The 23,744-nt window shown below is 66.1% G+C and carries 25 protein-coding genes; 12 read left to right on the forward strand and 13 right to left on the reverse strand.

Translation table 11 applies throughout. From position 1 onward, the window contains the following. Positions 1-46 precede the first annotated feature (46 nt). The 3 genes from A5773_RS24040 to A5773_RS24050 form a co-directional block, all read right to left on the reverse strand. A complete protein-coding gene (locus A5773_RS24040; RefSeq protein ID WP_067792979.1) occupies positions 47-1,462 on the reverse strand; it encodes an NAD(P)H-quinone dehydrogenase in 1,416 nt (471 codons plus the stop codon). Positions 1,463-1,495: 33 nt separating this feature from the next. Further along, a complete protein-coding gene (locus A5773_RS24045) occupies positions 1,496-1,951 on the reverse strand; it encodes a DUF5709 domain-containing protein (RefSeq protein WP_066944941.1) in 456 nt (151 codons plus the stop codon). Positions 1,952-2,059: 108 nt separating this feature from the next. Further along, positions 2,060-2,449 (reverse strand): four-helix bundle copper-binding protein, encoded by a 390-nt coding sequence (locus A5773_RS24050; RefSeq protein ID WP_197505346.1) that lies wholly within the window; start codon positions 2,447-2,449, stop codon positions 2,060-2,062. A gap of 659 nt (positions 2,450-3,108) precedes the next feature. Between A5773_RS24050 and A5773_RS24055 the strand changes: the two genes are divergently transcribed. Next, positions 3,109-3,744 (forward strand): sigma-70 family RNA polymerase sigma factor, encoded by a 636-nt coding sequence (locus tag A5773_RS24055; RefSeq protein WP_082948379.1) that lies wholly within the window; start codon positions 3,109-3,111, stop codon positions 3,742-3,744. A 126-nt stretch (positions 3,745-3,870) separates the two neighbouring features. Next, positions 3,871-4,107 carry a hypothetical protein gene (locus A5773_RS26170; protein ID WP_156659087.1) on the forward strand — a complete coding sequence of 79 codons (237 nt, stop codon included), beginning with the start codon at positions 3,871-3,873 and terminating at the stop codon, positions 4,105-4,107. Positions 4,108-4,230: 123 nt separating this feature from the next. Here A5773_RS26170 and tal read toward each other — a convergent pair whose 3' ends face one another. The 4 genes from tal to A5773_RS24075 all read right to left on the reverse strand — a co-directional run bounded on the left by tal (position 4,231) and on the right by A5773_RS24075 (position 7,356). Next, positions 4,231-5,319 carry a transaldolase gene (gene tal, locus A5773_RS24060; protein WP_066944949.1) on the reverse strand — a complete coding sequence of 363 codons (1,089 nt, stop codon included), beginning with the start codon at positions 5,317-5,319 and terminating at the stop codon, positions 4,231-4,233. Between the two features lie 156 nt (positions 5,320-5,475). Beyond that, complete coding sequence (msrA, locus tag A5773_RS24065; protein WP_066944952.1) at positions 5,476-6,036, reverse strand: peptide-methionine (S)-S-oxide reductase MsrA; 561 nt, start codon at positions 6,034-6,036, stop codon at positions 5,476-5,478. Next, positions 6,033-6,515: a peptide-methionine (R)-S-oxide reductase MsrB gene (msrB, locus tag A5773_RS24070; protein ID WP_066944956.1), complete on the reverse strand. Its 483-nt coding sequence runs from the start codon at positions 6,513-6,515 to the stop codon at positions 6,033-6,035. The genes msrA and msrB overlap by 4 nt, the downstream gene beginning before the upstream one ends. Before the next feature lie 70 nt (positions 6,516-6,585). Then, complete coding sequence (locus tag A5773_RS24075) at positions 6,586-7,356, reverse strand: SDR family NAD(P)-dependent oxidoreductase (protein WP_067792982.1); 771 nt, start codon at positions 7,354-7,356, stop codon at positions 6,586-6,588. Positions 7,357-7,850: 494 nt separating this feature from the next. On the opposite strand from A5773_RS24075, the gene A5773_RS24080 reads away from it, so the two are divergent. Beyond that, on the forward strand, positions 7,851-8,162 hold the full coding sequence (locus A5773_RS24080; RefSeq protein ID WP_066944963.1) for a putative quinol monooxygenase: 312 nt from the start codon (positions 7,851-7,853) through the stop codon (positions 8,160-8,162). A gap of 248 nt (positions 8,163-8,410) precedes the next feature. On the opposite strand, the gene A5773_RS24085 is transcribed toward A5773_RS24080, so the two are convergent. The 3 genes from A5773_RS24085 to A5773_RS24095 form a co-directional block, all read right to left on the reverse strand. Next, a complete protein-coding gene (locus tag A5773_RS24085) occupies positions 8,411-9,022 on the reverse strand; it encodes a GNAT family N-acetyltransferase (RefSeq protein WP_066944967.1) in 612 nt (203 codons plus the stop codon). A gap of 123 nt (positions 9,023-9,145) precedes the next feature. After that, complete coding sequence (locus A5773_RS24090; protein WP_067792985.1) at positions 9,146-11,452, reverse strand: CaiB/BaiF CoA-transferase family protein; 2,307 nt, start codon at positions 11,450-11,452, stop codon at positions 9,146-9,148. Then, positions 11,449-12,918 (reverse strand): aldehyde dehydrogenase family protein, encoded by a 1,470-nt coding sequence (locus A5773_RS24095; RefSeq protein WP_066945008.1) that lies wholly within the window; start codon positions 12,916-12,918, stop codon positions 11,449-11,451. The genes A5773_RS24090 and A5773_RS24095 overlap by 4 nt, the downstream gene beginning before the upstream one ends. A gap of 171 nt (positions 12,919-13,089) precedes the next feature. On the opposite strand from A5773_RS24095, the gene A5773_RS25810 reads away from it, so the two are divergent. The 7 genes from A5773_RS25810 (at position 13,090) to A5773_RS24120 (ending at position 16,763) form a co-directional block, all read left to right on the forward strand. Further along, entirely contained in the window at positions 13,090-13,320 is a 231-nt protein-coding gene (locus tag A5773_RS25810; protein WP_197505349.1) for a hypothetical protein, read from the forward strand. Positions 13,321-13,334: 14 nt separating this feature from the next. Beyond that, the gene (locus A5773_RS24100) at positions 13,335-13,880 is read left to right on the forward strand and encodes a MaoC family dehydratase N-terminal domain-containing protein (RefSeq protein ID WP_066944975.1); all 546 of its coding nucleotides are present in this window, start codon (positions 13,335-13,337) and stop codon (positions 13,878-13,880) included. Continuing rightward, entirely contained in the window at positions 13,880-14,278 is a 399-nt protein-coding gene (locus tag A5773_RS24105) for a Zn-ribbon domain-containing OB-fold protein (protein ID WP_066944980.1), read from the forward strand. Before A5773_RS24100 ends, A5773_RS24105 begins: the two co-directional genes overlap by 1 nt. Before the next feature lie 89 nt (positions 14,279-14,367). After that, the gene (locus A5773_RS24110) at positions 14,368-14,835 is read left to right on the forward strand and encodes a MaoC family dehydratase (RefSeq protein ID WP_066944985.1); all 468 of its coding nucleotides are present in this window, start codon (positions 14,368-14,370) and stop codon (positions 14,833-14,835) included. Next, on the forward strand, positions 14,832-16,001 hold the full coding sequence (locus A5773_RS24115; RefSeq protein ID WP_066944989.1) for a lipid-transfer protein: 1,170 nt from the start codon (positions 14,832-14,834) through the stop codon (positions 15,999-16,001). Before A5773_RS24110 ends, A5773_RS24115 begins: the two co-directional genes overlap by 4 nt. An 11-nt stretch (positions 16,002-16,012) precedes the next feature. Beyond that, positions 16,013-16,162, forward strand: a complete 150-nt coding sequence (locus A5773_RS26175; protein WP_231989130.1) for a hypothetical protein — start codon at positions 16,013-16,015, stop codon at positions 16,160-16,162. Further along, positions 16,152-16,763 carry a TetR/AcrR family transcriptional regulator gene (locus tag A5773_RS24120; protein ID WP_066944992.1) on the forward strand — a complete coding sequence of 204 codons (612 nt, stop codon included), beginning with the start codon at positions 16,152-16,154 and terminating at the stop codon, positions 16,761-16,763. Before A5773_RS26175 ends, A5773_RS24120 begins: the two co-directional genes overlap by 11 nt. An 89-nt stretch (positions 16,764-16,852) precedes the next feature. Here A5773_RS24120 and A5773_RS24125 read toward each other — a convergent pair whose 3' ends face one another. From A5773_RS24125 to pruA, 3 genes are all read right to left on the reverse strand, one after another. Then, entirely contained in the window at positions 16,853-17,599 is a 747-nt protein-coding gene (locus A5773_RS24125; RefSeq protein ID WP_066951439.1) for an MBL fold metallo-hydrolase, read from the reverse strand. Between the two features lie 116 nt (positions 17,600-17,715). Beyond that, positions 17,716-18,678 carry a proline dehydrogenase family protein gene (locus A5773_RS24130; RefSeq protein ID WP_066951444.1) on the reverse strand — a complete coding sequence of 321 codons (963 nt, stop codon included), beginning with the start codon at positions 18,676-18,678 and terminating at the stop codon, positions 17,716-17,718. Beyond that, the gene (pruA, locus tag A5773_RS24135; RefSeq protein ID WP_067792989.1) at positions 18,678-20,309 is read right to left on the reverse strand and encodes an L-glutamate gamma-semialdehyde dehydrogenase; all 1,632 of its coding nucleotides are present in this window, start codon (positions 20,307-20,309) and stop codon (positions 18,678-18,680) included. The genes A5773_RS24130 and pruA overlap by 1 nt, the downstream gene beginning before the upstream one ends. Before the next feature lie 81 nt (positions 20,310-20,390). On the opposite strand from pruA, the gene A5773_RS24140 reads away from it, so the two are divergent. Together A5773_RS24140 and fadD21 are read left to right on the forward strand one after the other, a co-directional pair. Next, the gene (locus A5773_RS24140; protein ID WP_067792993.1) at positions 20,391-21,977 is read left to right on the forward strand and encodes a CdaR family transcriptional regulator; all 1,587 of its coding nucleotides are present in this window, start codon (positions 20,391-20,393) and stop codon (positions 21,975-21,977) included. Positions 21,978-22,000: 23 nt separating this feature from the next. Further along, complete coding sequence (fadD21, locus tag A5773_RS24145) at positions 22,001-23,740, forward strand: fatty-acid--AMP ligase FAAL21/FadD21 (RefSeq protein WP_066951456.1); 1,740 nt, start codon at positions 22,001-22,003, stop codon at positions 23,738-23,740. Positions 23,741-23,744 lie beyond the last annotated feature (4 nt).

A 23,744-nucleotide genomic window follows, 5' to 3' on the forward strand; every position in this document is an offset into this window, starting at 1 on the left:
CAACCCGGAACCACAGAGCACTCGCCGGCCCAATTACGTTCGGGCATCAGTTCAGATCATCGCGGGCTATGAGCCGGCGCGCCGCCTCGGTGATCGAGCCGGACAGCGAAGGATAGATCGCAAGCGTCTGCGCTAGATCGTCAACGGTGATTCGGTTTTGAACAGCCATCGCGATCGGCAGTATCAATTCCGAAGCGATCGGCGCGACGACCACGCCACCAATTACCACGCCGCTGTCCTGCCGGCAAAATAGCTTTACGAAGCCCTGACGCAGCTCCGACATTTTCGCCCGCGCGTTGGTTTTCAACGGCAGCATGATGATGCGGGCCCGAATAGAACCATCGTCGATCGCGGCCTGCGAGATGCCGACCGTCGCGACCTCGGGGTGGGTGAACACCGTCGCGGCGACGGTGCGCAACCGGAGCGGACTAACGGCTTCACCGAGCGCGTGATACATCGCGATCCGGCCCTGCATCGCGGCAACCGAGGCTAACGGCAGTACATCAGTGCAGTCCCCCGCAGCGTAAATGCCCGCGACCGAGGTCCGCGACACCCGGTCGACCGCAATATGGTTGCCGGGCCCGGTTTCGATGCCCACGCGCTCTAAACCCAGCCTGCCGGTGTTGGGCACCGACCCAAGTGTCATCAATGCGTGGCTGCCCTCAACGGCGCGGCCGTCGGTCATCCTCACCCGCACCCCGTCGTCGGTGCGCCTTACGGTCTGCGCGCGAGCGTTCTTGATCAATTTGACGCCGCGCTGGGCGAATGATTCCTCGAGGACCTGCGCGGCGTCGGCGTCCTCGTACGGCAACACCCGCTCGCGGCTGGCCACCAGTGTCACCGTTACACCGAGTTCGGTGTAGGCGTTGGCGAATTCGATGCCGGTAGCCCCGCAACCCACCACGATGAGGTGGTCGGGCAACGAGTCCAGGTCGTAGAGCTGGCGCCAGGTCAGGATGCGCTCGCCGTCGGGGGGCGCCGACGGCAGGATCCGGGGGCTCGCGCCGGTGGCGATCAACACCACATCGGCATCGCGGATCGTGGTGCTGCCGTCGCGCTGGGTCACCTTGACGCGGTGACGCGCCAGACCGGGAGCCGCGTCGACCAGCTCGCCGCGCCCCGCGAGCAACTCGACGCCCACGCTCAGCAGCTGGGCGGTGATGTCCGCCGATTGTTCGGTAGCGAGCGTCTTGATCCGCTGGTGGATTTCTGACAAGCGGATCTCGGCGTCGTCGATGTGGATGTCGAAACCCAGGCGGGTTGCCCGTCGCAGTTCGGTGCGCAGCCCTGTGGATGCGATAAAGGTCTTCGATGGCACGCAGTCGCAGAGCACCGCGGCGCCCCCGACCCCGTCGGAATCGACGACGGTCACGCGGGCTACGGCGGGACCTCGTGCAGCCGCAACCAATGCCGCCTCATAGCCGGCCGGGCCGCCACCCAGGATCAGAATGCGGGTCACCACAGCTGGAATTTCACCGGGTGGCCGGACGACAGGTCATCGAAGGCGCCATCCCTCGACGTCGCCGGCGTCTTCGTCGACGACGATATGCATGGCGGCTTCCTCAGCCGAGGCAGCGCCGCCGTCAATGCCAACGTCGTGGGCTAGGTACTCCGCACCCGGGTCCGTCGCATCGAAGGCGAAGGCGACGAGCCGACCTGCCCGCATGTCGCCAACCTGATCGTCGATTGGTTCACCATCGCTGTCGGCGCTGTCACCGATTCCGTCGCCATCCCACTGATCGGTCACGTCGGGCACCTCCCGGGCGAGCCGGCGTGACAGACTTTCATGGGTCCGCGCTTCCCTCGTGGTGAGACCCCAGGCCCGCAGTTCACGCGGGCGTTCCGGGGGCGAGTAGCCCTCGTCGAGGTCGATGCCGGTCTGTTCTGAGTCCAGGCTTTCTTCTGGTTCAAGCAGATGGGCCTGCACGTCGTCGAATTCAGATATCCCCATCAGCGCTGGCTCCGTCCCGTATCTCCAAGCTCGCATTCGCACAGCGAAGTTCGGCAAGAGATTGACATCATGCGGTCTCGGACAGTCGACGCCCGCTCGGCGGTGGTCTCATCCGAGCGCCTCAACAAGATCGCGGCAGGCGCGTTCACAGCGACGGCACACCTCGGCGCACACGCGGCAATGCTCGTGCTTCGGCGCATGCTTGTCGCACTCGTCCGCGCTTGTCTTACAGGCGGCGGCGCACGTTTCGAGCACCGTCTTGGTCAAGTTCGCGTCGTAGTCCGTGTGCCGGGATAGAACGCGACCGGTTGTCGCGCAGACATCCGAGCAGTCAAGGCACGTACGGATGCATTTGGTCAAGTGATAGACGTCCTCTTCACTGAGGCAGGCGTCTGCACACGCTGTGCAAGCTTGGTCGCATTCGAAACAGGCGTCGATACATGCGATTAGCTTGGCGATGTCTATCCGGCCCAGATCTCGTGGATAGGTCTCCAGCATTCTCTTGGCGGCGCTCACCATGTCCTCCTTGCTCCGGGCGATGGTTGTCTCTTCGGTGCGGGCCTTCCCCGTCCAGGGCACCGCGGGTGCGCGAGTCCGTTGCTGTGCTTCTTACAAGAACACGGCTGTGCGGGGGTAGACGTTGAGAGCATCGCGCGAAGGGGGGTGAACTGTCGTCGCCCACCTTCGTCATTCACCCGGGTGATAGTTGGAGGTGTGGATGGCGTCCCCGATGTGCGGCCACGGCAATGACCGCCAACTTGATGTCGTAGGTGGCGCGGGCGCTCACCCGGATGAATTACCTCAGCGGATGATGACCACTCACCCCGCGGCGCTGGATGCTGGCACCAGATCGGTAACAGGAGGTGCTGTGGAGACGACGAGATACCCTACCTACGGCCATGCCCGCATCGGGCGGGGATCGGCCCTGAAAGCAACGCGCTTGAACGCCGGCGCAACCAAGACGACACCAGTTGCCGAAATGCGCGCCACACGCGACGTCACCGGTTCCTCGAGACGCTGGTGCGTCGATCAGGGTAGGACTTCCCTCTCGCACGTTCGCTACCCGACTCGGGCAAGCGGTGCCCGAGCTCCACGCGTGCCGATACTTTTCGCGATGGCAGGACCGTAGCGTGGGCCGCGTGAGCGCGGAATGCGCAATGACTCCGGATGTTCCGTTGAGCGTCGCATTTGAAAGCGCCGTCATCCCTCTCCTTCAGCCTCTGTTCCGGCAGGCTCTTCGGATGACCTCGAATCGATTGGATGCGGAGGATCTGGTGCAGGAAACATTGCTCAACGCTTATGTCGGTCTCCAGGCATTCGAACCGGGAACGAACCTCAGAGCATGGCTGCGCCGGATCATGACCAACACCCATATCAACAGCTATCGGAAGCAAAAGCGCCGTCCCACACAACATCCAACTGGTGAGATCACCGATCGGCAGCTGATGGCCGGTACGCCACGCACGCATGAGGTCCTACGGTCGGCCGAAGACCAGGCGCTCGAACTGCTGCCAGATCCTTACCTCAAGGCGGCAATGATGCTCTTGCCCGAGCCGTTTCGCACCGTCGTGTATTTTGCCGACATCGCGGGATACTCCTACAAGGAGATCGCCGCCATGACGGACACCCGGCAGGGCACCGTCAGTTCGAGGCTCAACCGCGGGCGAAAGCAATTGCGCGAACTACTATTCGACTCGTCGGTCGACCGCGAGCGCAGGACGATCGACAAGACCTCGACCAGATCAATCCAACAGCTTGCAATGGTCAACGGCGGCGAACCCAGCCGAAGGTGAGAGGAACGCCGACGTTGCGTATCCCGCTACACGGCGCCATCTCGGGGGCTGACAACCGCCCCGGCCCGCGTCGAAAAGCTCCGCGCACGAGTGTCGAAAATTATGCCTGGGAGATCAGGAGACGTTATGAACAAAGCGAGAGCCCGGCGCGCGGGTATAATTTCCCCGTCGTCGCGTTGGAATGTCGGCCTGATGCTACCGGCACCGGAACATCTGGCGTTCTATGCCGGCGTAGGTGCGATGGCCGTGTTCGGGCTCATGGAATGGCCCGTGGTCGCCGCCTTGTTGGTGGGCCACACGCTTGTCAACGCGCAGCACAACAAGGTCCTACAGTCACTTGGCGAGGCGTTGGAAGAGGCCTAGCTGCAACGGAAAATCTCGCGGCCGCTCGGATCAAGACAGCGACCGCGCTGGGATTGGACCCCAAACAATTGATGAAGGCCGAGCGCGATCGGCACGGGATTGAAGGCGGTAACCGCGCAGTCTTCACCGTTGCAGTGTCCGCGACCAGGACGCTGCGAACTTGGATACCCCGTCGTGTTCGAGCACATCGAATACATCCGGCAGATCGATACCGACCGAGGTCAGCCGGTCGAACACTTCCTGCGCATGCAACGCCTTGCCCGCCACGGTTTCACCGGCGATGATGCCGTGATCGGCCACCGCCTCCAGGGTCTCCTCAGGAATGGTGCTGACCGTGTTCGGCGCCACCAGTTCCGTGACGTACATGGTGTCGGGGTAAGCGGCGTTCTTGACACCGGTGGAGGCCCATAACGGCCGTTGCACGCGGGCGCCGGCGGCGCGCAGCGCGGCATAGCGCGGATCGGCCTCGAAGACCTGCTGGTAGCCCGCGTAGGCCAATCGCGCGTTGGCGACGCCGGCCTGCCCACGCAGTCTGAGCGCCTCATCGGTGCCGATCGCCTCCAGTCGCTTGTCGACTTCGGTGTCGATCCGGGACACGAAAAGAGATGCCACAGAGTGGATTTGCGATATGTCCAACTCGGCCTGCCGGGCGGCTTCGATACCGGCCAGATAGGCGTCCATCACCGATCGATGTCGCTGGACAGAAAAGATCAGCGTGACGTTGACCGAGACACCTTTGGCCAACGCCGCGGTGATCGCGGGCAGTCCGGCTGCGGTCGCCGGAATTTTGATGAAAACGTTGGGCCGGTCGACGACCTTCGCCAGCTCGACGGCCTGCATGACTGTCGCATCGGTGTTGTGCGCCAGCGAGGGGTCAACCTCGATGGAGACTCTTCCGTCGATGCCGTCCGAGGCCTTCCACTGCGGGTGCAGCACATCGCAGGCCATCCGCACGTCGTCGGTGATCGCCGTGCGGACCGCAGTATCGATAGCGGTTCCGCGGCCCGTCAGCTCGGCGATCTGTCCATCGTAGGCGCGGCCGTTTGTCAGTGCGCGCTCAAAGGTGGACGGGTTAGTTGTCACGCCGACAACGCTTCTAGTGTCGATGAGCTCCCGCAGCTTGCCGGACTGCAACAGGTTGCGCGACAAGTCATCCAGCCAGACCGATACCCCCGCCGCTGATAGGGCAGCCAAATTCGGGTTCTGGGTCATCCCGTCACCACCGCTACCCGGTCGCCGGGTAGCGCTGAAACCCACGCCTCAGCACAAACCGTGCCATAGAGCACCAATGGCGCGTATGCGCTCAACAGCACCCGCCAATCAGCTGGAATTGCCAGGTCCTTGTCTTCTGTTATCGAGCCCATGTCGTTATTGAGCCGACCCGGTCTGTTCGGCCGTGGCTGCTCGCGGGTCGGCCGCACCGTCGCCGCGGTTGGATAGCACCCACTCGGGACGGATGTAGTGGCAGGTGTAGCCGGACGGGTAGCGTTGCAGGTAGTTCTGGTGCTCGGCTTCGGCTACCCAAAACTCGCCGGCCGGGTTGACCTCGGTGACGACTGCGCCGGGCCAGCGGTCCGACCCTTCGACGTCGGCGATGGTCTGTGCGGCAATTTGCCTTTGCTCGTCGTCCAGATAGAAAATCGCTGACCGATAACTGGTTCCGACATCGTTGCCTTGCCGGTTCTTTGTGGTCGGGTCGTGGATCTGGAAAAAGAATTCCAGCAGTGTCCGATAGTCGGTCTCGTCCGGGTCGTATGTGATTTCGAGCGCCTCGGCGTGGCCGGGGTGATTGCGGTAGGTGGGATGTGTGTTGCTGCCACCGGTATAGCCGACCCGCGTGGACACCACACCGGGCAGCTCGCGGAACAGGTCCTCCATGCCCCAGAAGCATCCGCCGGCGAGGACGGCGATCTTGTTGTGGTCAGTCATGACTTCTGCTCACCGACGCTCTGGTGTTGGTCCGACACATCGAACAAGGGCAGATATTGCCCGTAACCCTGGGCTTCCAGGTCATCGCGGTGAATGAATCGCAGCGACGCCGAGTTGACGCAGTAGCGCAACCCGCCGGCCTCCCTGGGGCCGTCCGGGAATACGTGGCCCAGATGGCTGTCGGCGTGGGCTGATCGCACCTCGACCCGATCCATGAAATGGCTGCGGTCACGCCTCTCAACAACGAAGTCCGCGTCGATGGGCCGGGTGAAGCTGGGCCAGCCGCTTCCGCTGTCGAACTTGTTGACAGAGGCGAAAAGCGGTTCGCCAGAAACAATGTCAACGTAGATGCCGGGTTCATGGTTGTCGCAGTACTTTCCAGTGAACGGCGGCTCCGTGCCGCTCTCCTGGGTGACGCGGTATTCCTCGGGGCTTAGCGCGTCGACCGCGGCAGGGTTCTTGCTGTATTGGTGTGACACCTGATCTCCTTCATCCGCACAACCGTTATAAGTGCTGCGCTTGGTATTTCGAATCGTCCCGCGTCGTTGCTCAGTTGCGGCCGGCCATGATGCCGCCATCGACGTTGAGAATCGCGCCGGTGACCCAACTGGCCTCATCAGAGAGCAGGAACGTCACGGCGTTGGCCACGTCGGCCGGGGTGCCGACCCGTCCCAATGGGTGAAGCGGCGCGAACGTGGCCAAGGTGGCGTCGATCTCGTCCTTCGGGATGAAGCCTTCGTAGAGCGGCGTTTTGACGACGGCCGGCGCCACCGCGTTGACGCGGATCTTGTGCTCGGCGAGCTCGATGGCGAGGTTATGGGTGAGTGCATGCAGGCCGGCCTTCTGCATCGAGTACACCGACGACGGGGTCAGGCCGATCGCCTGATGTGCCCACATGCTGCCGATGTTGACGATGGAACCGCCCTCACCGCGGGCGATCATGCCCTCAACGACGGTCTGCGTCAGAAAGAACAGGGCATAGTTGAGCTCCATGTACGAGTCATATGTCAGAGCGTCGTACTCTAGAAACGGTTTGGGGACGAAGAATCCGGCCGCGTTTACGAGCAGCGTCGCGTCGCCGTGATCCTCGGGAAGCGCGCGCTGCACATCGGCGACCGCGGCACGATCGGTCAACTCCGCAGTGATCCCCCAGGCTTGGCCACCTTCGCCGGTCAACTCCGTCACGGTGTCATCGACCCGATCTTTCGACCGGCCGATGATCACCGCGCTGCCGCCGTGGCGCACGATATCAACGGCCGCTTGCCGGCCCATACCGGCACTGCCTCCGACGACGATGACCTTCTTGGAATCAAAGTGCATGGTGGGACCTTTCTGCTGCTCACTCTCGGTGGATCCTGCTGGACCTTTGTCTAGCAAGAACAGTTGTCGCCCTGGCGATTACATCCGGTGCCATGCGTACCAACCTCGAACTGATATCAATCTCCTGCCCGGCGGGGTGAGCTGTCATCACCCCGGCCTTGTTTCACCCGGGTGAGTTCTGGTGTGCCGCCATGGCCAACTGCTCAAACCCGATATTTGGCGGTATACCCAGCCAGGAAAGTGGGTTAGAGTACCCAGAACAAGCGGACGAGAACAAAGCGGTCGCAAATATCGCGCACCCAGCCAACGGGCTTCAACGTCTACTGCAGGCGACCCAGCCATCAGACTGCCATTGCAGCTCAGTCAGAACGCTCGTCCGCTGTCCAGGACAATAAGCATGTGCCGACGTGTACATGAAATAGCAAGGCCTGCAAGGGACTTACGGATTATCGCGATTGCCCGCGGCCTTCGGCGACGGTGAAGGAGTGTCAACCATGTACAGCCCAGATGAAGAAGTGGTGCTGATCACCGATGCCACGGCGTTGCCGGGCAAAGGAGACGACCTGCGGCGTGCGCTTGTCGAGTTGATCCCTCAGTCGCTGGCCGAGGCCGACGTCAGCACCTTCCGCCTCCACGAAGACCGTGATCGTCCGGGGCATTTCACGCTTTACCAGCGGTTCCGGAATCAGCACGCCGTCGACCTTCACGTTCAAACCAATCATTTTGCGCTCAGCGTAGAAGCCTTGGCCGAGTTCGCCGAGGGCGGCAAGCCCCAGGTCACCTTCTATCGTGTACTGAGTCGCTAAGCAGCTGTGATCCACTGACCGAGGCGGCTTCGCGTAACCGATCCTGACTTACCGCGGAAACCCCTCCGTCACCAGCAATTCCGCGGCACAGCTGAGGATGCGGTCACGCGTCGCTCGTCCGCGACTCGTCGCTGGCAGCTGGTCGCCAGCCGGGGAGCATGCCATCAGATTACGGGTTGATTGCCGACCTGGGGTCCACGCCCCACTACGGTTCGGGCGGGCGCGTGGGGGCAACACAGCTGTGGTGTTCAGGACTGTTGCGATCCTGGCGCCGGCGCGCAGGCCGGCTCTGGCAGGTCCAGATCAGCTTTGCTCAGACGGTAGACCTCAAGGGTCAGGTTGTAGTACTTGTCGGTCTCACCGACCCATTCCATTCCCACTCGCCGCGCCGTGGCCACCCCGCGACGATTGCCTGGCCGCACGACGGCGAATACCTCACTGACACCGACGTTTGTGAATGCTTGATGGGCCACTGCATGACCGGCTTCCGCACCGTAACCGTGACCCCACCGCGTGGGTGCCACCTGCCAGCCGATCTCGAGATCGGTGCGGCCGGGCGGCAGGGGGAGTAGCGCCACTCCACCGATCAAGTCGCCAGAGTGTCTATCGGTAATCGCCCATCGGCCGAGGGGGAGGCCGGTCGCGTCGCTTTCGGCGATCCATGTGCCCAAGAGTTGGCGCATCGTAGCGTCGTCGGTGATCACTGGCAGCGCCGGACACAGCCAACGCGAAACCTCCGGCGCGCTGTATATCCCAAAGGCGGCGATGTCGTCGTCGAGCTGCCATGGGCGCAATAGGAGCCGGTTGGTCAGGATGCGTCTCGTGTCAGGATCCCATTCGACGTGGCGATGCTCATGCATTTGAAACTCCTGGGCTCTTTGGACGCATACTGGGGAAAGTCACCCAATTCTACCAATTTCGGCAAAGTAGGACCGACGTCCTCAGGCCCGTTGGGCCGCCCCCACTGCTGCGTGACATCCTGCTCAGGCGCCCAGCGGCCGCTCCCCGATGACCCGCCCGGCCCGCAGGCTCGCGACCTCGGCCACCGACAGGCCCAGACCGGCCAGTACTTCGCCGTTGTGCTGGCCCAGCGTCGGCGGGGCGGCATTGTGGTGGCGGGCCGGTCCGGGGGTGATGCGAAACGGCCAGCCGGGATAGCGGTGCGGTCCGGTGATCGGGTGCAGGAGTTCCTCGTAGTAGCCGCGCGCGTCGAGCTGGGCGCCAATAAGGACGCCGTCGTACATCCGGTCGCCGGTGATCACCCGCTCGGCCGGGATACCTTGTGTCTGAAGGGCTTCCACGACCGCTGATGCGGTCTGTGTGCGCGTCCACGCGGCGACCATCTCGTCGAACACTTCGTGGCCGAGCCGCCCGTCGTTGGGCAGCGACAGCGCGACCCATACGCCGTCCTCCGCGGTCGGGTAAACGCCTTGCAGGTAGCCGCGCTGCCGGTCGCCCCGGCGCGGGGACACGACGCCGGTCATCGAATACTCGATCACCGGTTCCGCGGTCACGCAGGCCGCGACCTCGATCTGAGCGATCTCGATCAGCTGGCCCTCCCCCGTTCGGCGTCGGTGCTCGAGGGCGGCAAGCAGTGCCACCCCCGCGTGCACGCCGACGATGGGATCGGCGGGGCCCTGCGGGTTGCACGGCGGACCGTCGGGGTAGCCGGTCACGGCCGACATCCCCGAGGTCTGCTCGAAGTTCAGCGCCCACCCGACGTAGTCGCGCCACGGGCCTCGCAGGCCGTATCCCGGCATCCGCACAACGATCACGTCGGGGTTCAGTGCCACCAGCGCGTCGTAGTCCAGGCCGAACTGCTCGACCACCCGGGGCGAGAAGTTCTCCACGACCACGTCGGCCTCCGCGGCGAGCCGCCGGGCGATGTCGAGGCCCCGCTCGGAGGTCAGGTCGAGGGTGAGGTCGCGCTTGTTGAGGTTGGTACCCTGCCAGATTGGGCTGCGTTCGTACCAGTCGTCGCCCTCGTAGGCGAAAGCGCCGGAGTAGCGGTGCCCGTCAGGCCGCTGGATCGACTCGACCTTGACGATGTCGGCGCCGAACGCGCCCAGGTAGCACGTCAGGTAGGCGCCGGCCCAGAACGTGGTCAGGTCGAGGACGCGCACGCCGGAAAAGGGCAGCGGCCCTTCGGTCGTGTTGAGCGAGCGGGCCTTGGTGGCCCACGGTTCGGGGCCCGTGCCCAGGTTCGGCGCCGGACGGGGTTGGGGCACCGGGGTTTTCGCGAAGCGGAACGGCGGCCCGGGTCGCTGGAACGACCACCCGGGCCCACCGGATTGCACGAAGAAACCGCGCTCGGCGTACTGCGGGCAGGTCGACACGGTGGCCCCGTCGTTGACCGGGGCGGCCGGGATGCGCAGGGCCTGAGCGAGTTCCACGATCTCTGCGACAGTCTGCTGGGCGAGCAACGGCTCCGCCTTGCGGAAGAATTCGTCGCGCTCCGGGCCGCCCATCATGATCGAGAGCTGATGCTCGCCGTACTCGGGCAGGCCGAGCATGGCACACACATCCAGCCAGTGCTGGCCGGTCAGGCAGTTGATGCCCACCCAGCCGTCGGCGCCCCGGACGACACCCAGCATGGGTGCCGACCGCAGGTTCGCGGGCAAGCCGAGGCTTTTCATGCGCTGTGCCATCAGCATCGGATAGGGCAGCGTCGACAGCAGCGCTTCGAGCTGGGAGACGTCCACCTCTCTGACCCCGCCGGCGGCCGGCAACCGCAACGCGGTCAGCGCGCCCAGCGCGCCGTAAACACCTGCGACGTACTCGGAGATGCGGGCGCCGACCTGCACAGGTGGGCGGTCCGGATCCCGGGCGCTGATCCATCCCGACGCCGCCTGCGCGGTCAGGGGTGTGGCTTGCCGCTGACGCCAGGGCCCGCACTGACCGAATCCAGAGATGCGCAGCAGCACCAGGTTTGGGTTCAGCCGGCTCAAGGCGTCCGGGCCCAGCCCCCGGCGTTCCAATATTCCCGGACCGAAGTCCTCGATGAGCACGTGCGCCTGCGTGATGAGCTCCCGGATCGCCGCCAGATCGCCCGGCTCGGCCAGATCGAGGGTGACGCCGCACTTTCCGGCGTTGAGGTACTCGAACAGTCCGGAGCGCTGTGGGTCGCAGACTCCCCCGGGGAACGGACCCCAGCGGCGCAACGAATCCCCGGCGGGCGGCTCTATTTTGGTGACCTCGGCACCGAGGTCGACGAAAAGCTTTGCGGCGTAAGGACCTGAGATCTCGTTGGCGAGTTCGACGACATGGAGCCCGGCAAGGGGATCCGTCATGCCGGGATCCCGATGGCCTTCACCTCCATGTACTGGTGCAGTCCGCTGATTCCGCCACTCTCCCGGCCGAACCCGCTCAGCTTGTAGCCGCCGAACGGCGCATCGCCCGGCCCGACGCCGTTGACCGCGACCTGACCGGTGCGCATGCGCCGGGCCACCGCGACGGCCCGGTCCACGTCGGTGCCCCACACGGCGCCGGAAAGCCCGTAGCACGAGTTGTTCGCGATCGCGACGGCGTCGTCGTCGTCGCGGTAGCGCAGCACCGACAGCACGGGCCCGAACACTTCCTCCTGTGCGATCGTCGAATTCGGTTGCACACCAGTGAGAATCGTCGGTTCGAAGTAGAAGCCGGTATCCAGGTCGGCCGGGCGGCCGCCGCCGGTCGCCAGCTTCGCTCCCTCGTTGACCGCGCCGTCGACGTGCGCCTGCACACGCTCGCGTTGCGCCGCGCTGATGAGCGGCCCCATCTCCACCGTCGGGTCCCTGGGGTCGCCGACCTTGACGTCGCGGGCGAGCTCGACGAGCCGGTCCACGACGTCGTCGTGCAACGAATCGGGAAGCAGCAGCCGGCTGTGCAGGATGCAGGCCTGCCCGGCGTGCAACGAGCAGCAATCGAAGAGCATCTGACGCAGCATCTCGTCGGTCAGCTGCGTGTCGTCGAGGATGATGCTCGCCGATTTCCCGCCGCACTCCAGCAACAGCCGCTTCATGGCGTCGCCCGCGGCCCGCATGACCTCGCAACCGACGGCGGAGCTCCCGGTGAAGCTGATCATGTCGATGCGAGGATCCGTCGTGAGCGATTTGGCGGCTTCGAGCCCCGAGGGCGTGACCACATTGACCACGCCCGGCGGAATGTCGGTCTCTTCGTCGATGATGCGCGCCAGCGCAAGGCCCGCGAGCGGCGTCAGCGGCGAGGGCTTGAGCACGACGGTGTTGCCCGCGGCCAGGGCGTTGTTCACCTTCATCACGTTGAGACAGTGCGGGAAGTTCCACGGCGTCAGGATCGACACGACTCCGAGCGGCTCGCGGCGCAGCAACGTCGTCCCGGCACCGATCCCGGTGACCGGCTCGTCGACCAACTTCGTCGCGAGCTGGGCCGCATGCATGGACATGTAGCCGGCGCCGTCGATTTGCATCATGCGCTCGACCCCGACGCAGCCCCACTCGACCTGGGACAGCGCGAAGATCTCGTCGGCGTGCTTGAGCAAGGCCGCACCCAGCTGGTTGAGGCAGCCGGCCCTCTCGTCGGGGCTCATCCGGCCCCACGGCCCGCTGTCGAAGGCCGCCCGCGCGGCGGCGATCGCCGCGCCGACCTGGGCGACACTGGCGTCGGGTGCGGTGCCGATGGATTCTTCGGTGGCCGGGTTGATGTCGTCGTAGCGACCGTCCTCCGGCTCGACCCATCTGCCGTCGATGTAGAGCTGATAGGTGTCGACAAGAGATCCCGGAGTTTGCAGCTCGGTCATGCGGTTCCTCACCCGAACGTCGGTCATCTAACCACTTGGTGTACACCCATGGCCGGGCGTCGTCAATCACTAACCACGCGAGTTACACACCATTTCCCCAGTGCCGCGTCGGTATTGACACCAGCAGGCGGCGCGCGGTAGACACAAGGCCGCAAGACACATCGTGCTAATATGTCTGATCTTCTGGCCAGGGAGGCCGCCGTGCGGACCACTTTGCCCGCTTCTTGGTTGCACTCCCCCGACTTCGAGGACGGCGATCCGCACCCGGCGTACCGCGAGCTGCGCGCGACCGCGCCGGTGTGCTGGAGCGGCGGCGCCTACGCAATTCAGCGTGACATCATCTCCATGGCCGGATTGGGCATGCCGAGCGCCCCGCGTGACCTTCGCGCCACCACAACCTAGGAGGACAGCAGCCAGTGACCGACTCAGAAACCGTCAGCGCCAAGGTGCGGGCCCTCGTCGGCCAGCCGACCGGCGGCACCGGAAAACCGTCGGTGGCGCCGGATCCGGTCAACCAGCCGATGATCCGGCACTGGGCGTACGCGATGGCCGACATGAACCCCGTCTACCTCGACCCCGGGTTCGCCGGGAAATCACGGTTCGGCGGCATCGTGTCACCGCCGGTGATGCTGCAGACCTGGACCATGCCGTCGCCGATCCTGGAAGGCATCGGCGAGCGCGGGGGCGCTCCCATCGAAATCAAGGGCAACCCAACGGCTTTCCTCGACGAGGCCGGCTACACCAGCACGGTGGCCACCAACTCGGAGTTCGAGATCGAGCGCTACCCACGCCTGGGCGACGTCATCAGCGCGACGACAGTGTACGAATCGGTCTCCGACGAAAAGAAGACGGCGCTGGGCACCGGCTTCTTTCTGACCTGGCTGACGACCTACACCGACCAGAACGGAGAAGTTCTGGGGCGCCAGCGGTTCCGTGTGCTGCGATTCCGGCCGGAGGGCTGATGGCCACCAGACTGGCGCCCGCCATCACCAAGGACACCGAGTTCTTCTGGAACGGGTTGCGGGACAACAAGCTTCTGATCCAACGCTGCGGCGGATGCGGACAGCTGCGCCACCCACCCCGCCCGATGTGCCCCCATTGCCGTTCCCTGGACTGGGACGCCGTCGAGTCGTCGGGCCGCGGCACCGTCTACAGCCACGTGATGCCGCACGAACCGAAGTTCCCGTTCTTCGAATACCCCTATGTCGTCGTGCTGGTGGAACTCGAGGAGGGTGTGCGGCTGGTATCGAACCTGACCGGTGTCGACCCGCCGGACGTGAGGACGGGGATGCCGGTCGAGGTCTACTACCAGAGTTTCGATAACGACCTGGTACTGCACCAGTTTCGGCCGGCCACGTAGGCGGGGGCCATGGACTTCACGTTCACCGAAGAGCAGGAAACAACCTGCAAGCTGGCCCACCGCGGCGCGACCTATTCGGAAGGACTACCATGACGACCACCGCGAGCCGCACCAGCACCCTGCGCTGGGCGGACATCTCCGTCGGCGACGAGGTCACCCCGCTTGACGTCCCGATCACCACGACGATGATCGTCGCCGGGGCGATCGCCACCCGCGACTTCATGCCCGTGCACCACGACCGCGACTACGCCAACAAGCAGGGGTCGCCCAACCTGTTCATGAACATCCTGACCACCAACGGCTACTGCGTGCGGTTCCTCACCGACTGGGCCGGGCCCGAAGCGATGGTCAAGAAGCTGTCGATTCGCCTTGGCGTGCCGTGCTTTCCGGACGACCCGCTGCGCTTCACCGGCAGCGTCACCGGAAAGACCGAGGGCGCCGGGGGTGAGAACTTCGTCGAGGTGACGCTCAAGGGCTCCAACAGCTTGGGCGATCACGTCTCGGGCACCGCGATCCTCAGCCTGCTCGACGGGGCGCCCGAAACGAGTCAAGCGTGAGCGGCTCGCTGCCCGGTGCGGCCGCCATCGTCGGGATCGGCCAGACCGAGTTCTCCAAGGAATCCGGCCGCAGCGAACTGCAATTGGCGTGCGAGGCGGTCAGTGCCGCCCTCGACGACGCCGGCCTGGCGCCCGGTGACGTCGACGGCATGGTCACGTTCACCATGGACTCCAGCGACGAGATCGACATCGCGCGCAACGTGGGGATCGGCGACCTGAGCTTCTTCTCCCGCGTCCACCACGGCGGGGGTGCCGCCGCCGGCACCGTGGTGCACGCCGCGATGGCCGTCGCCACGGGCGTCGCCGACGTCGTGGTGTGCTGGCGCGCCTTCAACGAGCGGTCCGGTTTCCGGTTCGGCGGCAGCGGACGCAGCATGGCGGAAACACCGTTGTTCATGGCGCACTACGCGCCGTTCGGATTGCTGACTCCCGCAGCGTGGGTCGCCATGCACGCACAGCGTTACATGTCGACGTACGGGGTCACCAACGAGGACTTCGGCCGCATCGCGGTGGTCGACCGCGCGCACGCGGCGCGCAATCCCGATGCCTGGTTCTACCAGCGCCCGATCACGCTGGAAGACCACCAGAATTCGCGCTGGATCATCGAACCGGTGCTGCGCCTGCTGGATTGCTGTCAGGAAAGCGACGGCGGGGTCGCGCTCGTCGTCACCAGCGCCGAGCGCGCACGCGACCTGCGGCAGCCGCCGGCGATCATCACCGCGGCCGCCCAGGGCGCGGCCGCCAACGGCGAGATGATGACCAGCTACTACCGCGACGACATCACCGGCCTGCCCGAGATGGGCGTGGTCGCGAACAGGCTGTGGCGTGACTCGGAGCTCAAGCCCCAAGACATCCAAACCGCCTTCATCTACGACCATTTCACGCCGTTCGTGTTCACCCAGCTCGAGGAGCTCGGGTTCTGTGGGCGCGGCGAAGCGAAGGACTTCGCCACCGTCGAGCGGCTGTCGCTGGGTGGGGATTTCCCGATCAACACCAACGGCGGCCTGCTCGGCGAGGCCTACATCCACGGCATGAACGGCATCACCGAGGGGGTGCGCCAGGTGCGCGGCACGTCCTACAACCAGGTCGACAACGTCGAACACGTCTTGGTCACCTCGGGCACCGGGGTACCCACCAGTGGGCTGATCCTGGCGCCCGCCAACTGAGGGGAACCATCATGCCGAAGCTCGCGCTGCTGACCGCCCACGGCGGGCCCATCGAGCTGGCCGAATTTCCGTTGTCCACCCCGGCACCCGGGACGGCGGCGCTCAAGTTGCGGATGGCCGGCATCTGCGGGTCCGACAGGCACATCTTCCATGACGACTGAAGCTTCCGCATTGACACAGGCGGCCGATACGCGCGAGCTCATCGTGGAATCCGCATACGCCTGCTTTCGCAAGCAGGGGCTGCAGAAGGCGACGATTGTCGACATCGCCCGGACGGCCGGCGTGTCCCGCAGCACCATCTACGAGTACTTCAGCGACAAGCGCGCCATCATCGAGGCGTGCGCAGAACACGCTTCCGAGTGGTTCTATCGCGAGATGTCCAGAGCCATGGATCGGGGCGGCTCGCTCGAAGAAAAGTTAAGCCAGGCGGCTGTTTTCGTGACCCAGGCCCGGCGGTCCATCGCCTCCGAGAAGTACTTCGACGAGGATGCCGTCAGCCTGTTGCTGACCAAGGACGCCGCCGTGCTGCTGCGCGAATGCGTCGATTTCTTCGCGCCCTACCTGTTGGCCGCCCGCCTGACCGGCGAGGTGCGCAAGGATCTCGACATCGAGGCCGCCGCGGAATGGTTTGCGCGCATCCTCTTCTCGCTGTTCAGCACGCCGTCCTCGATCCGGGACATGGACGATCCCGAAGTGGCGGCCGAGTTTGTGCGCGCGCACGTGGTGCGCGGTTTCGCGGGCGACCGCCCGCGGCGGCGTTGAGTGTGCGTCCAGGGTGGGGGTTGCCGGCGTGTCGCCGCCCGGCGTTCACACTCGAAGCCGTGAGCGCACAGTCGATCGCTCTTGAAACATCAACGGCGCTGTTCGGGCCACACGGTTTCGGCGACGTGAACCGGTCGGCCATGGCCGGGCAGCAGGTGTGCGACCGGTAGTTCTTCGAGACGCCTGCGGGTGGCGGCGGCGCTCGCCGGGTCGACGATCTCCGGTGTGTGCCAAACCTTGCCGCGAACGGTCAGCACGGCGTCGCCGGACAGCAGCGTTCGGGTCGTCGAATTCCACAGCGCGATGCTGTCGTCGGTGTGTCCGCCCGCGTTGATCACGGTCCAATCCGGCGCACCGGGCAGCGGCTGGCCGTCGGCAAGACCGCCGCTAGGGGATGGCCCCGTCCAGCGCATACCGGCCGGCGTGCCGTATCCGGCCACCCGGGCGCCGCCGAGTAGCCCCGCCACACCGATGCGATCGAGCGGCTGGTCGATCAGGGTGGGCCAGATACGCGCGGCGCGGGCCGGGGTCGGCGTGCGCGGTTTCGCTCCGCCCAGATAGGTAAGTGTGCGGGCGGGCAACCAGATTGGTGCGGGATAGCGGGACGTCAGTTCCGCCGCGCCGGCGACATGGTCGCTGTGTCCGTGAGTCGCCACCACGGCATGCACGGTGCCGCCGGTACGACCCAGAACGGCCGCCAGATCGCTGGCGACCCGCGGCAGTCCGGCATCGACGACCACCGCGCCGTCGCCGCCGTGCAGGACGTAACAGTTGAAGACCCAGCGCGAGACCCGGGTGATACCGAGATCGGGCATCTCCTCGATGACCAGGCTCATGGCCGAAAGGCTACGCCTGCGCGCGGTGATTGACCGGCGCATCGCGTGTGCACTGCGGGCTTTGACTGTGCGGCTACGGCAGTGATCGCCGGCGTGTCGTCACCCTGGGCGCACACTCAGTGACCGCGCTGCGCCAGCGCCCGCAGGAAGAACGTCAGGTTGGCGGGCCGCTCGGCCAACCGACGCATGAAGTACCCGTACCACTGGGTGCCGAACGGCACGTAGACACGCACCTGATTGCCGGACGCGGCCAGCCGCCGCTGTTCGACCTCGCGGATGCCGTACAGCATCTGATACTCGAAATCGGTTGCACCCCGGCCCACGTCGCGGGCCAGCGCGGGCACCGCCTCGATGATGGCCGGGTCGTGTGAGGCCACCATCGGGTAGCCCGGGCCGGCCATCAACACCCGCAGGCAGCGCAGGTAGGCATCGGTCACCCCGGCGGGGTCGCGGTAGGCCACCGCGGCCGGTTCGTCGTAGGCGCCCTTGCACAGCCGGATCCGCGCCCCGGCCGCCGCGAGTTCCTCGCAGTCGTCGAGCGTGCGCCGCAGGTAGGCCTGCAAAGCCACGCCCAGCCAAGGGAAATCGCACCGCAGGTCGCGCACGATCGCCAGCGTCGAGTCCGTCGTCGTGTGGTCTTCGGCGTCCACCGTTACCCACACGCCCGCCCGCTGCGCCGCTTGGCAAATCAAGAAGGCGTTTTTCCGGGCGATCTGCTCACCGTCGCGATCCAGCGACTGCCCGAGGGCCGACAACTTCAGCGACACCTCGAGGGGGCGGACCGCGGCGTTGTCGCCGAAGCGGGCCAGGTGCTCGATCAGGTCCAGGTAAACGCGCACCGCCGCACCGGCGTCGTCGGCGCCGGTGACGTCTTCGCCCAGGTAGTCGACGCTGACATAGCGACCCGAAGAGCGGAGGGCCGCAACGCTGTCCAGCGCGCTGTCGATCGTCTCGCCGGGCACGAAGCGGTGCACCACACGACGGGTGACCGGCATCCCTTCGGCGGCTCGGCGCAACCCCGGTCGCCGGCTCGCGGCCATGATCGCGGGCCGAATGGTGCTGGCGAACACGCCGCCCATCAGTCGGCCGCCATGTGCGGGTAGGTGTGGTGGGTCGCCGGGACGAACGTCTCCTTGATGGTGCGGGCCGACGTCCAGCGCAACAAGTTCAGCACCGACCCGGCCTTGTCGTTGGTGCCCGAGCCGCGCGATCCCCCGAACGGCTGACGTCCGACGACCGCGCCGGTCGGCTTGTCGTTGACGTAGAAATTCCCCGCGGCGAACCGCAGGCGCTCCTGGGCGGTGAGCACGGCGTCGCGGTCGTCGGCGATGACCGCGCCGGTCAACGCGTACCGCGACCCGGTGTCGATCACGTCCAAGATCCGCTCGTAGTCGTCGTCGGGATACACGTGCACCGACAGCAGCGGACCGAAATACTCGGTGGCGAACGCTTCGTCGGTCGGGTCATCGGAGAGCAACACCGTGGGGCGGACGAAATAGCCGACGCTGTCGTCGTATTCGCCGCCGACGGCGATGGTGACGTGGGCCGCGCTCTTCGCTCGCTCGAGGGCGTCGACGTTTTTGGTGAACGCGCGCCGGTCGATCAGCGCGCCGCCGTAGTTGGTCAGGTCGGTGACGTCGCCGTAGCGCAGTGCGGCGGTCTGGCCGAGGAAGTCGTCGCCGATGCGCCGCCACATCGAATGCGGGATGAACGCCCGCGACGCCGCCGAGCATTTCTGCCCCTGGTAGTCGAACGCCCCGCGAATGAGCGCGGTGCGCAGCACATCCGGCTGAGCCGAGGGGTGTGCCACCACGAAGTCTTTGCCACCGGTCTCGCCTACCAGGCGCGGATAGCTGTGGTAACGGCCGATATTGGCGCCCACCTGCTGCCAGAGGTGCTGGAAGGTGGCCGTCGACCCGGTGAAGTGGATGCCGGCCAGCCGCGGATCGGCCAGGGCCACGTCCGAAACCGCGAAGCCGTCGCCGGTGACCAGGTTGATCACACCGGGCGGCAGCCCAGCGGCCTCGAGCAGCTGCATGGTCAGATAGGCCGACAGCGTCTGGGTGATCGACGGCTTCCACACGACGGCGTTGCCCATCAGCGCGGGTGCGGTCGGCAGGTTGCCGGCGATCGAGGTGAAGTTGAACGGCGTGATCGCATAGACGAATCCGTCCAACGGGCGGTAGTCGCTGCGATTCCACTCCCCCGGTCCGCTGATCGGCTGCTGCGCCAGGATCTGGCGCGCGAACGCCACATTGAACCGCCAGAAGTCGATCTGCTCGCAGGGCGAGTCGATCTCGGCCTGGTAGACGGACTTGGATTGGCCCAGCATCGTCGCGGCGGCGATCTTCTCCCGCCACGGCCCGGCCAGCAGGTCGGCGGCGCGCAAGAATACGGCCGCGCGCTCGTCGAACGGCATCGCCGCCCAGGCCGTTTTCGCGGCCATTGCCGCGTCGATCGCCGCCGCTGCATCGGCGTGGACGGCGTTCGTCAGGGTGCCCAGCTTGGCGACATGCCGGTGCGGCTGGACTACGTCGATCCGTTCCCCGTCGCCCATCCGGTGCGTACCGCCGATGACGTGCGGGAGGTCGATGGGGTGATCGGCCTGCGCGGCCAATTCGGCGCGCAGCCGGCCGCGTTCCGGGGAGTGCGGCGCATAGTCGTGGACCGGCTCGTTGGCCGGCAGCGGCACCTGGGTTATCGCGTCCATGCTGCCAGGATCCTCGCCATGGGCGCCAGCGGAGTTAGCTGATCGGACAGGATAGTGGCCAGTTGGTAGTACGATCGGACAATGGCCGGTGTGGGGCTGGGCCAGCTCTTACTCGCGCTGGACGCGACCCTGGTCCGCCTGGTGGAAGCGCCGCGGGGCCTGGACCTTCCCGTCGGCTCGGCGGCGTTGATCGACAGTGACGACGTGCGCCTTGGGCTGGCGGCGGCCGCGAGCTCGGCCGACGTGTTCTTCCTGCTGGGCGTGGCCGACGACGAGGCGCTGCGGTGGATGGACAAGCAGGCCCGCGAGCGCGTTCCAGTGGCGATCTTCGCCAAGCAACCGTCCACCGCGTTGGTGAGCGCGGCGGTCGGCAACGGGTCGGCGATGGTCGCCGTCGAGCCGCGGGCCCGCTGGGAGCGGCTCTACCAGTTGGTCAACCACGTGCTGGAGCATCACGGGGACCGCGCCGATGCGACGGAGGACTCGGGCACCGATCTGTTCGGTTTGGCGCAGTCGCTGGCCCACCGCATCCACGGCATGGTCAGCATCGAAAACGCCCAATCGCACGTGCTGGCCTATTCGGCCTCCAACGACGAAGCCGACGAGCTGCGCCGCCTTTCCATCCTCGGCCGGGCCGGGCCGCCCGAGCACCTCGAATGGATCGGCCAGTGGGGCATTTTCGACGCGCTGCGCGCGAGCGACGGAGTGGTGCGCGTCGCCGAGCGTCCCGAACTTGGCCTGCGCCCGCGGCTGGCGGTCGGGATCTATCAGGAGGCCGATGCTCGGCGGCCGCCTGCGTTCGCCGGCACCATTTGGGTGCAGCAGGGCACACGACCGCTGGCGGCCGACGCCGAGGAGATGTTGCGGGGCGCGGCCGTACTGGCCGGGCGCATCATGGCGCGACTTGCGGCCCGCCCCTCCACGCACGCGCGGCGGGTGCAACAGCTGCTGGGCCTGATCGAGGGGGAGCCCGACGTGGCCGCCGTCGCCCGCGAACTCGGCCTCGCCGCCGACGGGGACGCCGCCCTGATCGGCTGGGACGCCTCGGACACCGCGGGTGCGGCCCGCCCGGCGCGATTGGCCGACGTAATGGCGCTGAGTGCCAGCGCTTTTCGGCGGGACGCCCAGCTCGCCTCCCGTGGATCGCGAATCTATGTGCTGCTGCCCAAGACGCAGACCCGTTCGGTCACCTCGTGGGTCCGCGGCACGATCGCGGCGATGCGCAGCGAACTCGGGGTGCAGCTGCGGGCCGCCATCGCCGCCCCCGTCGCCGGTCTCGCCGGCATCGCCGCCGCCCGAGCCGAGGTGGACCGCGTGCTGGACAGCGCTGCGCGCCATCCCATTTCGATTCCGCAGGTGACGTCGTTGGCCGAGGCGCGCACCACCGTCCTGCTCGACGAGATCCTCGCTTTGGTTGGACGCGAGGAGCGATCGGTCGATCCGCGGATCGTCTACCTGCGTGCCCGCGAGCCGGTGCTGGCCGAAACCCTGCGGGTGTATCTGGACAGCTTCGGCGACGTCGCCGCCGCCGCGCAGTCGCTACACGTTCACCCCAACACGGTTCGCTACCGCATTCGGCGTATCGAGAAGTTATTGACGACGTCGTTGGCCGATCCCGAGGTGCGGCTGCTGTTTTCGCTGAGTTTGCGACTCCCGGGTGGGCCCTAGCGCAAGGCGGTAACCTAACGTCCATGTCGAGCGCGTCCGTGGTGTCCCTGCTGCGTGAACGCGCGGGTCTGCAGCCCGACGACGTCGCCTTCCGGTACACCGACTACGAGCAGGATTGGGGCGGCGTCACCGAGACGTTGACGTGGGCGCAGCTCTACCGGCGGACCCTTAACGTCGCGCACGAGCTCAAGCGGCACGGCGCCGTCGGCGACCGGGCGGTGATCCTCGCTCCGCAGGGCCTGGCCTACGTCGTGGCGTTCCTGGGGGCGATGCAGGCCGGGCTGATCGCGGTGCCGCTGTCGGTGCCGGCGGCGGGCTCGCACGATGAACGGGTGAGCGCCGTCCTGGCCGACACCACGCCCACCGTCGTCCTCACCACGTCCGCGGCCGCCGAAGCCGTCACCCAGTACCTGCACCAAACGGACTCGGCCCCCGCCCCGGCCATCGTCGAGGTCGACACCCTGGATTTGGACGACGCCGGCGCGCCGAGCCTCCGGATCAGCGGCGCCCCCGAAACGGCGTACCTGCAGTACACGTCGGGCTCGACCCGGCTTCCGGCCGGGGTGATGATCTCGCACCAGAACCTTCAGGTGAACTTCCAGCAGCTGATGCTCGACTTGTTCCCGGACTCGAATGGCATGGCGCCATCCGACACCACCATCGTGTCGTGGTTGCCCTTCTACCACGACATGGGCTTGATGCAAGGCGTTGTCATACCGATCCTGAGCGGTTACCGCTGCGAGCTCACCAGTCCAATCGCTTTCCTGCAGCGTCCCGCGAGGTGGATCCAAGCGCTGGCCAAACCCAGCCCCTGCTTCTCGGCGGGACCGAACTTCGCCTTGGAGCTGGCCCTCCGCAAGACAACCGACGCCGACATGGCCGGACTCGATCTCAGCAACGTGCTGGGCATCGTCAGCGGTGCCGAACGCATCCACCCCGCCACCCTGGACCGGTTCTGCAATCGATTCGCCCCGTACAACTTTCGCGATCACATGATGCGCCCGTCCTACGGTCTGGCGGAAGCGACCGTCTATGTCGCCACCCGCAATGTGAGGGCCGCACCAGCAGTCGTGCACTTCGAACCCGGGAAGCTGTCCGAAGGCACCGCGCAACCGTGTGCGGCGGATGCCGGCTCGCCACTGCTCAGCTACGGCATGCCGAAATCGCCGACCATCCGGATCGTGGACCCCGACACCCGCAGGGAATGCCCAACGGGAACGGTCGGCGAGATCTGGGTCCACGGCGAGAACGTGGCCGGCGGCTACTGGCAGAAGCCGGAGGAGACCGAGCGCACCTTTGGCGGCATTCTGGCCGACCCGTCGCCCGGCACACCCGAAGGGCCATGGCTGCGCACCGGCGATCTCGGCTTCGTCTCCGAGGGCGAGCTGTTCATCGTGGGCCGGATGAAGGATCTGTTGATCGTCTACGGGCGCAACCACTATCCCGAGGACATCGAGTCGACGGTCCAGGGGATCACCGGGGGCCGGGTCGCGGCGATCTCCGTCCCGGTGGATGAGACCGAAAAGCTGGTGACCATCATCGAATTGAAGAAGCGCGGCGATTCCGACGAGGAGGCGCTAGACCGGCTCGCCGCTGTCAAAAACGATGTCACCGCGGCGATTTCGAGCACGCACGGCCTCAATGTCGCCGACCTCGTCTTGGTGTCACCGGGGTCGATCCCCACCACGACGAGCGGCAAGATCCGGCGGGCCGCCTGCGTCGAGCACTACCGCCGGCAGCAGTTCACCCGGCTGGACGCCTGAACGG

Origin of the sequence: Mycobacterium sp. 852014-52450_SCH5900713, from assembly GCF_001667075.1 — a bacterium.
In the GTDB taxonomy this organism is placed as follows: Bacteria; Actinomycetota; Actinomycetes; order Mycobacteriales; family Mycobacteriaceae; genus Mycobacterium.

Coding starts and splice junctions, on each gene's coding strand:
- msrA (WP_066944952.1), bottom strand. CDS start 6,036: ATGACTGACCACAACAAGATCGCCGTCCTCGCCGGCGGATGCTTCTGG.
- A5773_RS24075 (WP_067792982.1), bottom strand. CDS start 7,356: ATGCACTTTGATTCCAAGAAGGTCATCGTCGTCGGAGGCAGTGCCGGT.
- fadD21 (WP_066951456.1), top strand. CDS start 22,001: ATGTCGAGCGCGTCCGTGGTGTCCCTGCTGCGTGAACGCGCGGGTCTG.
- A5773_RS24080 (WP_066944963.1), top strand. CDS start 7,851: ATGTACAGCCCAGATGAAGAAGTGGTGCTGATCACCGATGCCACGGCG.
- A5773_RS24045 (WP_066944941.1), bottom strand. CDS start 1,951: ATGGGGATATCTGAATTCGACGACGTGCAGGCCCATCTGCTTGAACCA.
- A5773_RS24090 (WP_067792985.1), bottom strand. CDS start 11,452: ATGACGGATCCCCTTGCCGGGCTCCATGTCGTCGAACTCGCCAACGAG.
- A5773_RS24125 (WP_066951439.1), bottom strand. CDS start 17,599: ATGAGCCTGGTCATCGAGGAGATGCCCGATCTCGGTATCACCCGGGTC.
- A5773_RS26175 (WP_231989130.1), top strand. CDS start 16,013: ATGCCGAAGCTCGCGCTGCTGACCGCCCACGGCGGGCCCATCGAGCTG.
- tal (WP_066944949.1), bottom strand. CDS start 5,319: ATGACCCAGAACCCGAATTTGGCTGCCCTATCAGCGGCGGGGGTATCG.
- A5773_RS26170 (WP_156659087.1), top strand. CDS start 3,871: ATGAACAAAGCGAGAGCCCGGCGCGCGGGTATAATTTCCCCGTCGTCG.
- A5773_RS24120 (WP_066944992.1), top strand. CDS start 16,152: ATGACGACTGAAGCTTCCGCATTGACACAGGCGGCCGATACGCGCGAG.
- A5773_RS24105 (WP_066944980.1), top strand. CDS start 13,880: ATGGCCACCAGACTGGCGCCCGCCATCACCAAGGACACCGAGTTCTTC.
- A5773_RS24130 (WP_066951444.1), bottom strand. CDS start 18,678: ATGGGCGGCGTGTTCGCCAGCACCATTCGGCCCGCGATCATGGCCGCG.
- A5773_RS24085 (WP_066944967.1), bottom strand. CDS start 9,022: ATGCATGAGCATCGCCACGTCGAATGGGATCCTGACACGAGACGCATC.
- A5773_RS24050 (WP_197505346.1), bottom strand. CDS start 2,449: ATGCTGGAGACCTATCCACGAGATCTGGGCCGGATAGACATCGCCAAG.
- A5773_RS24110 (WP_066944985.1), top strand. CDS start 14,368: ATGACGACCACCGCGAGCCGCACCAGCACCCTGCGCTGGGCGGACATC.
- A5773_RS24140 (WP_067792993.1), top strand. CDS start 20,391: ATGGCCGGTGTGGGGCTGGGCCAGCTCTTACTCGCGCTGGACGCGACC.
- A5773_RS24095 (WP_066945008.1), bottom strand. CDS start 12,918: ATGACCGAGCTGCAAACTCCGGGATCTCTTGTCGACACCTATCAGCTC.
- A5773_RS24055 (WP_082948379.1), top strand. CDS start 3,109: ATGACTCCGGATGTTCCGTTGAGCGTCGCATTTGAAAGCGCCGTCATC.
- pruA (WP_067792989.1), bottom strand. CDS start 20,309: ATGGACGCGATAACCCAGGTGCCGCTGCCGGCCAACGAGCCGGTCCAC.
- A5773_RS25810 (WP_197505349.1), top strand. CDS start 13,090: ATGTCTGATCTTCTGGCCAGGGAGGCCGCCGTGCGGACCACTTTGCCC.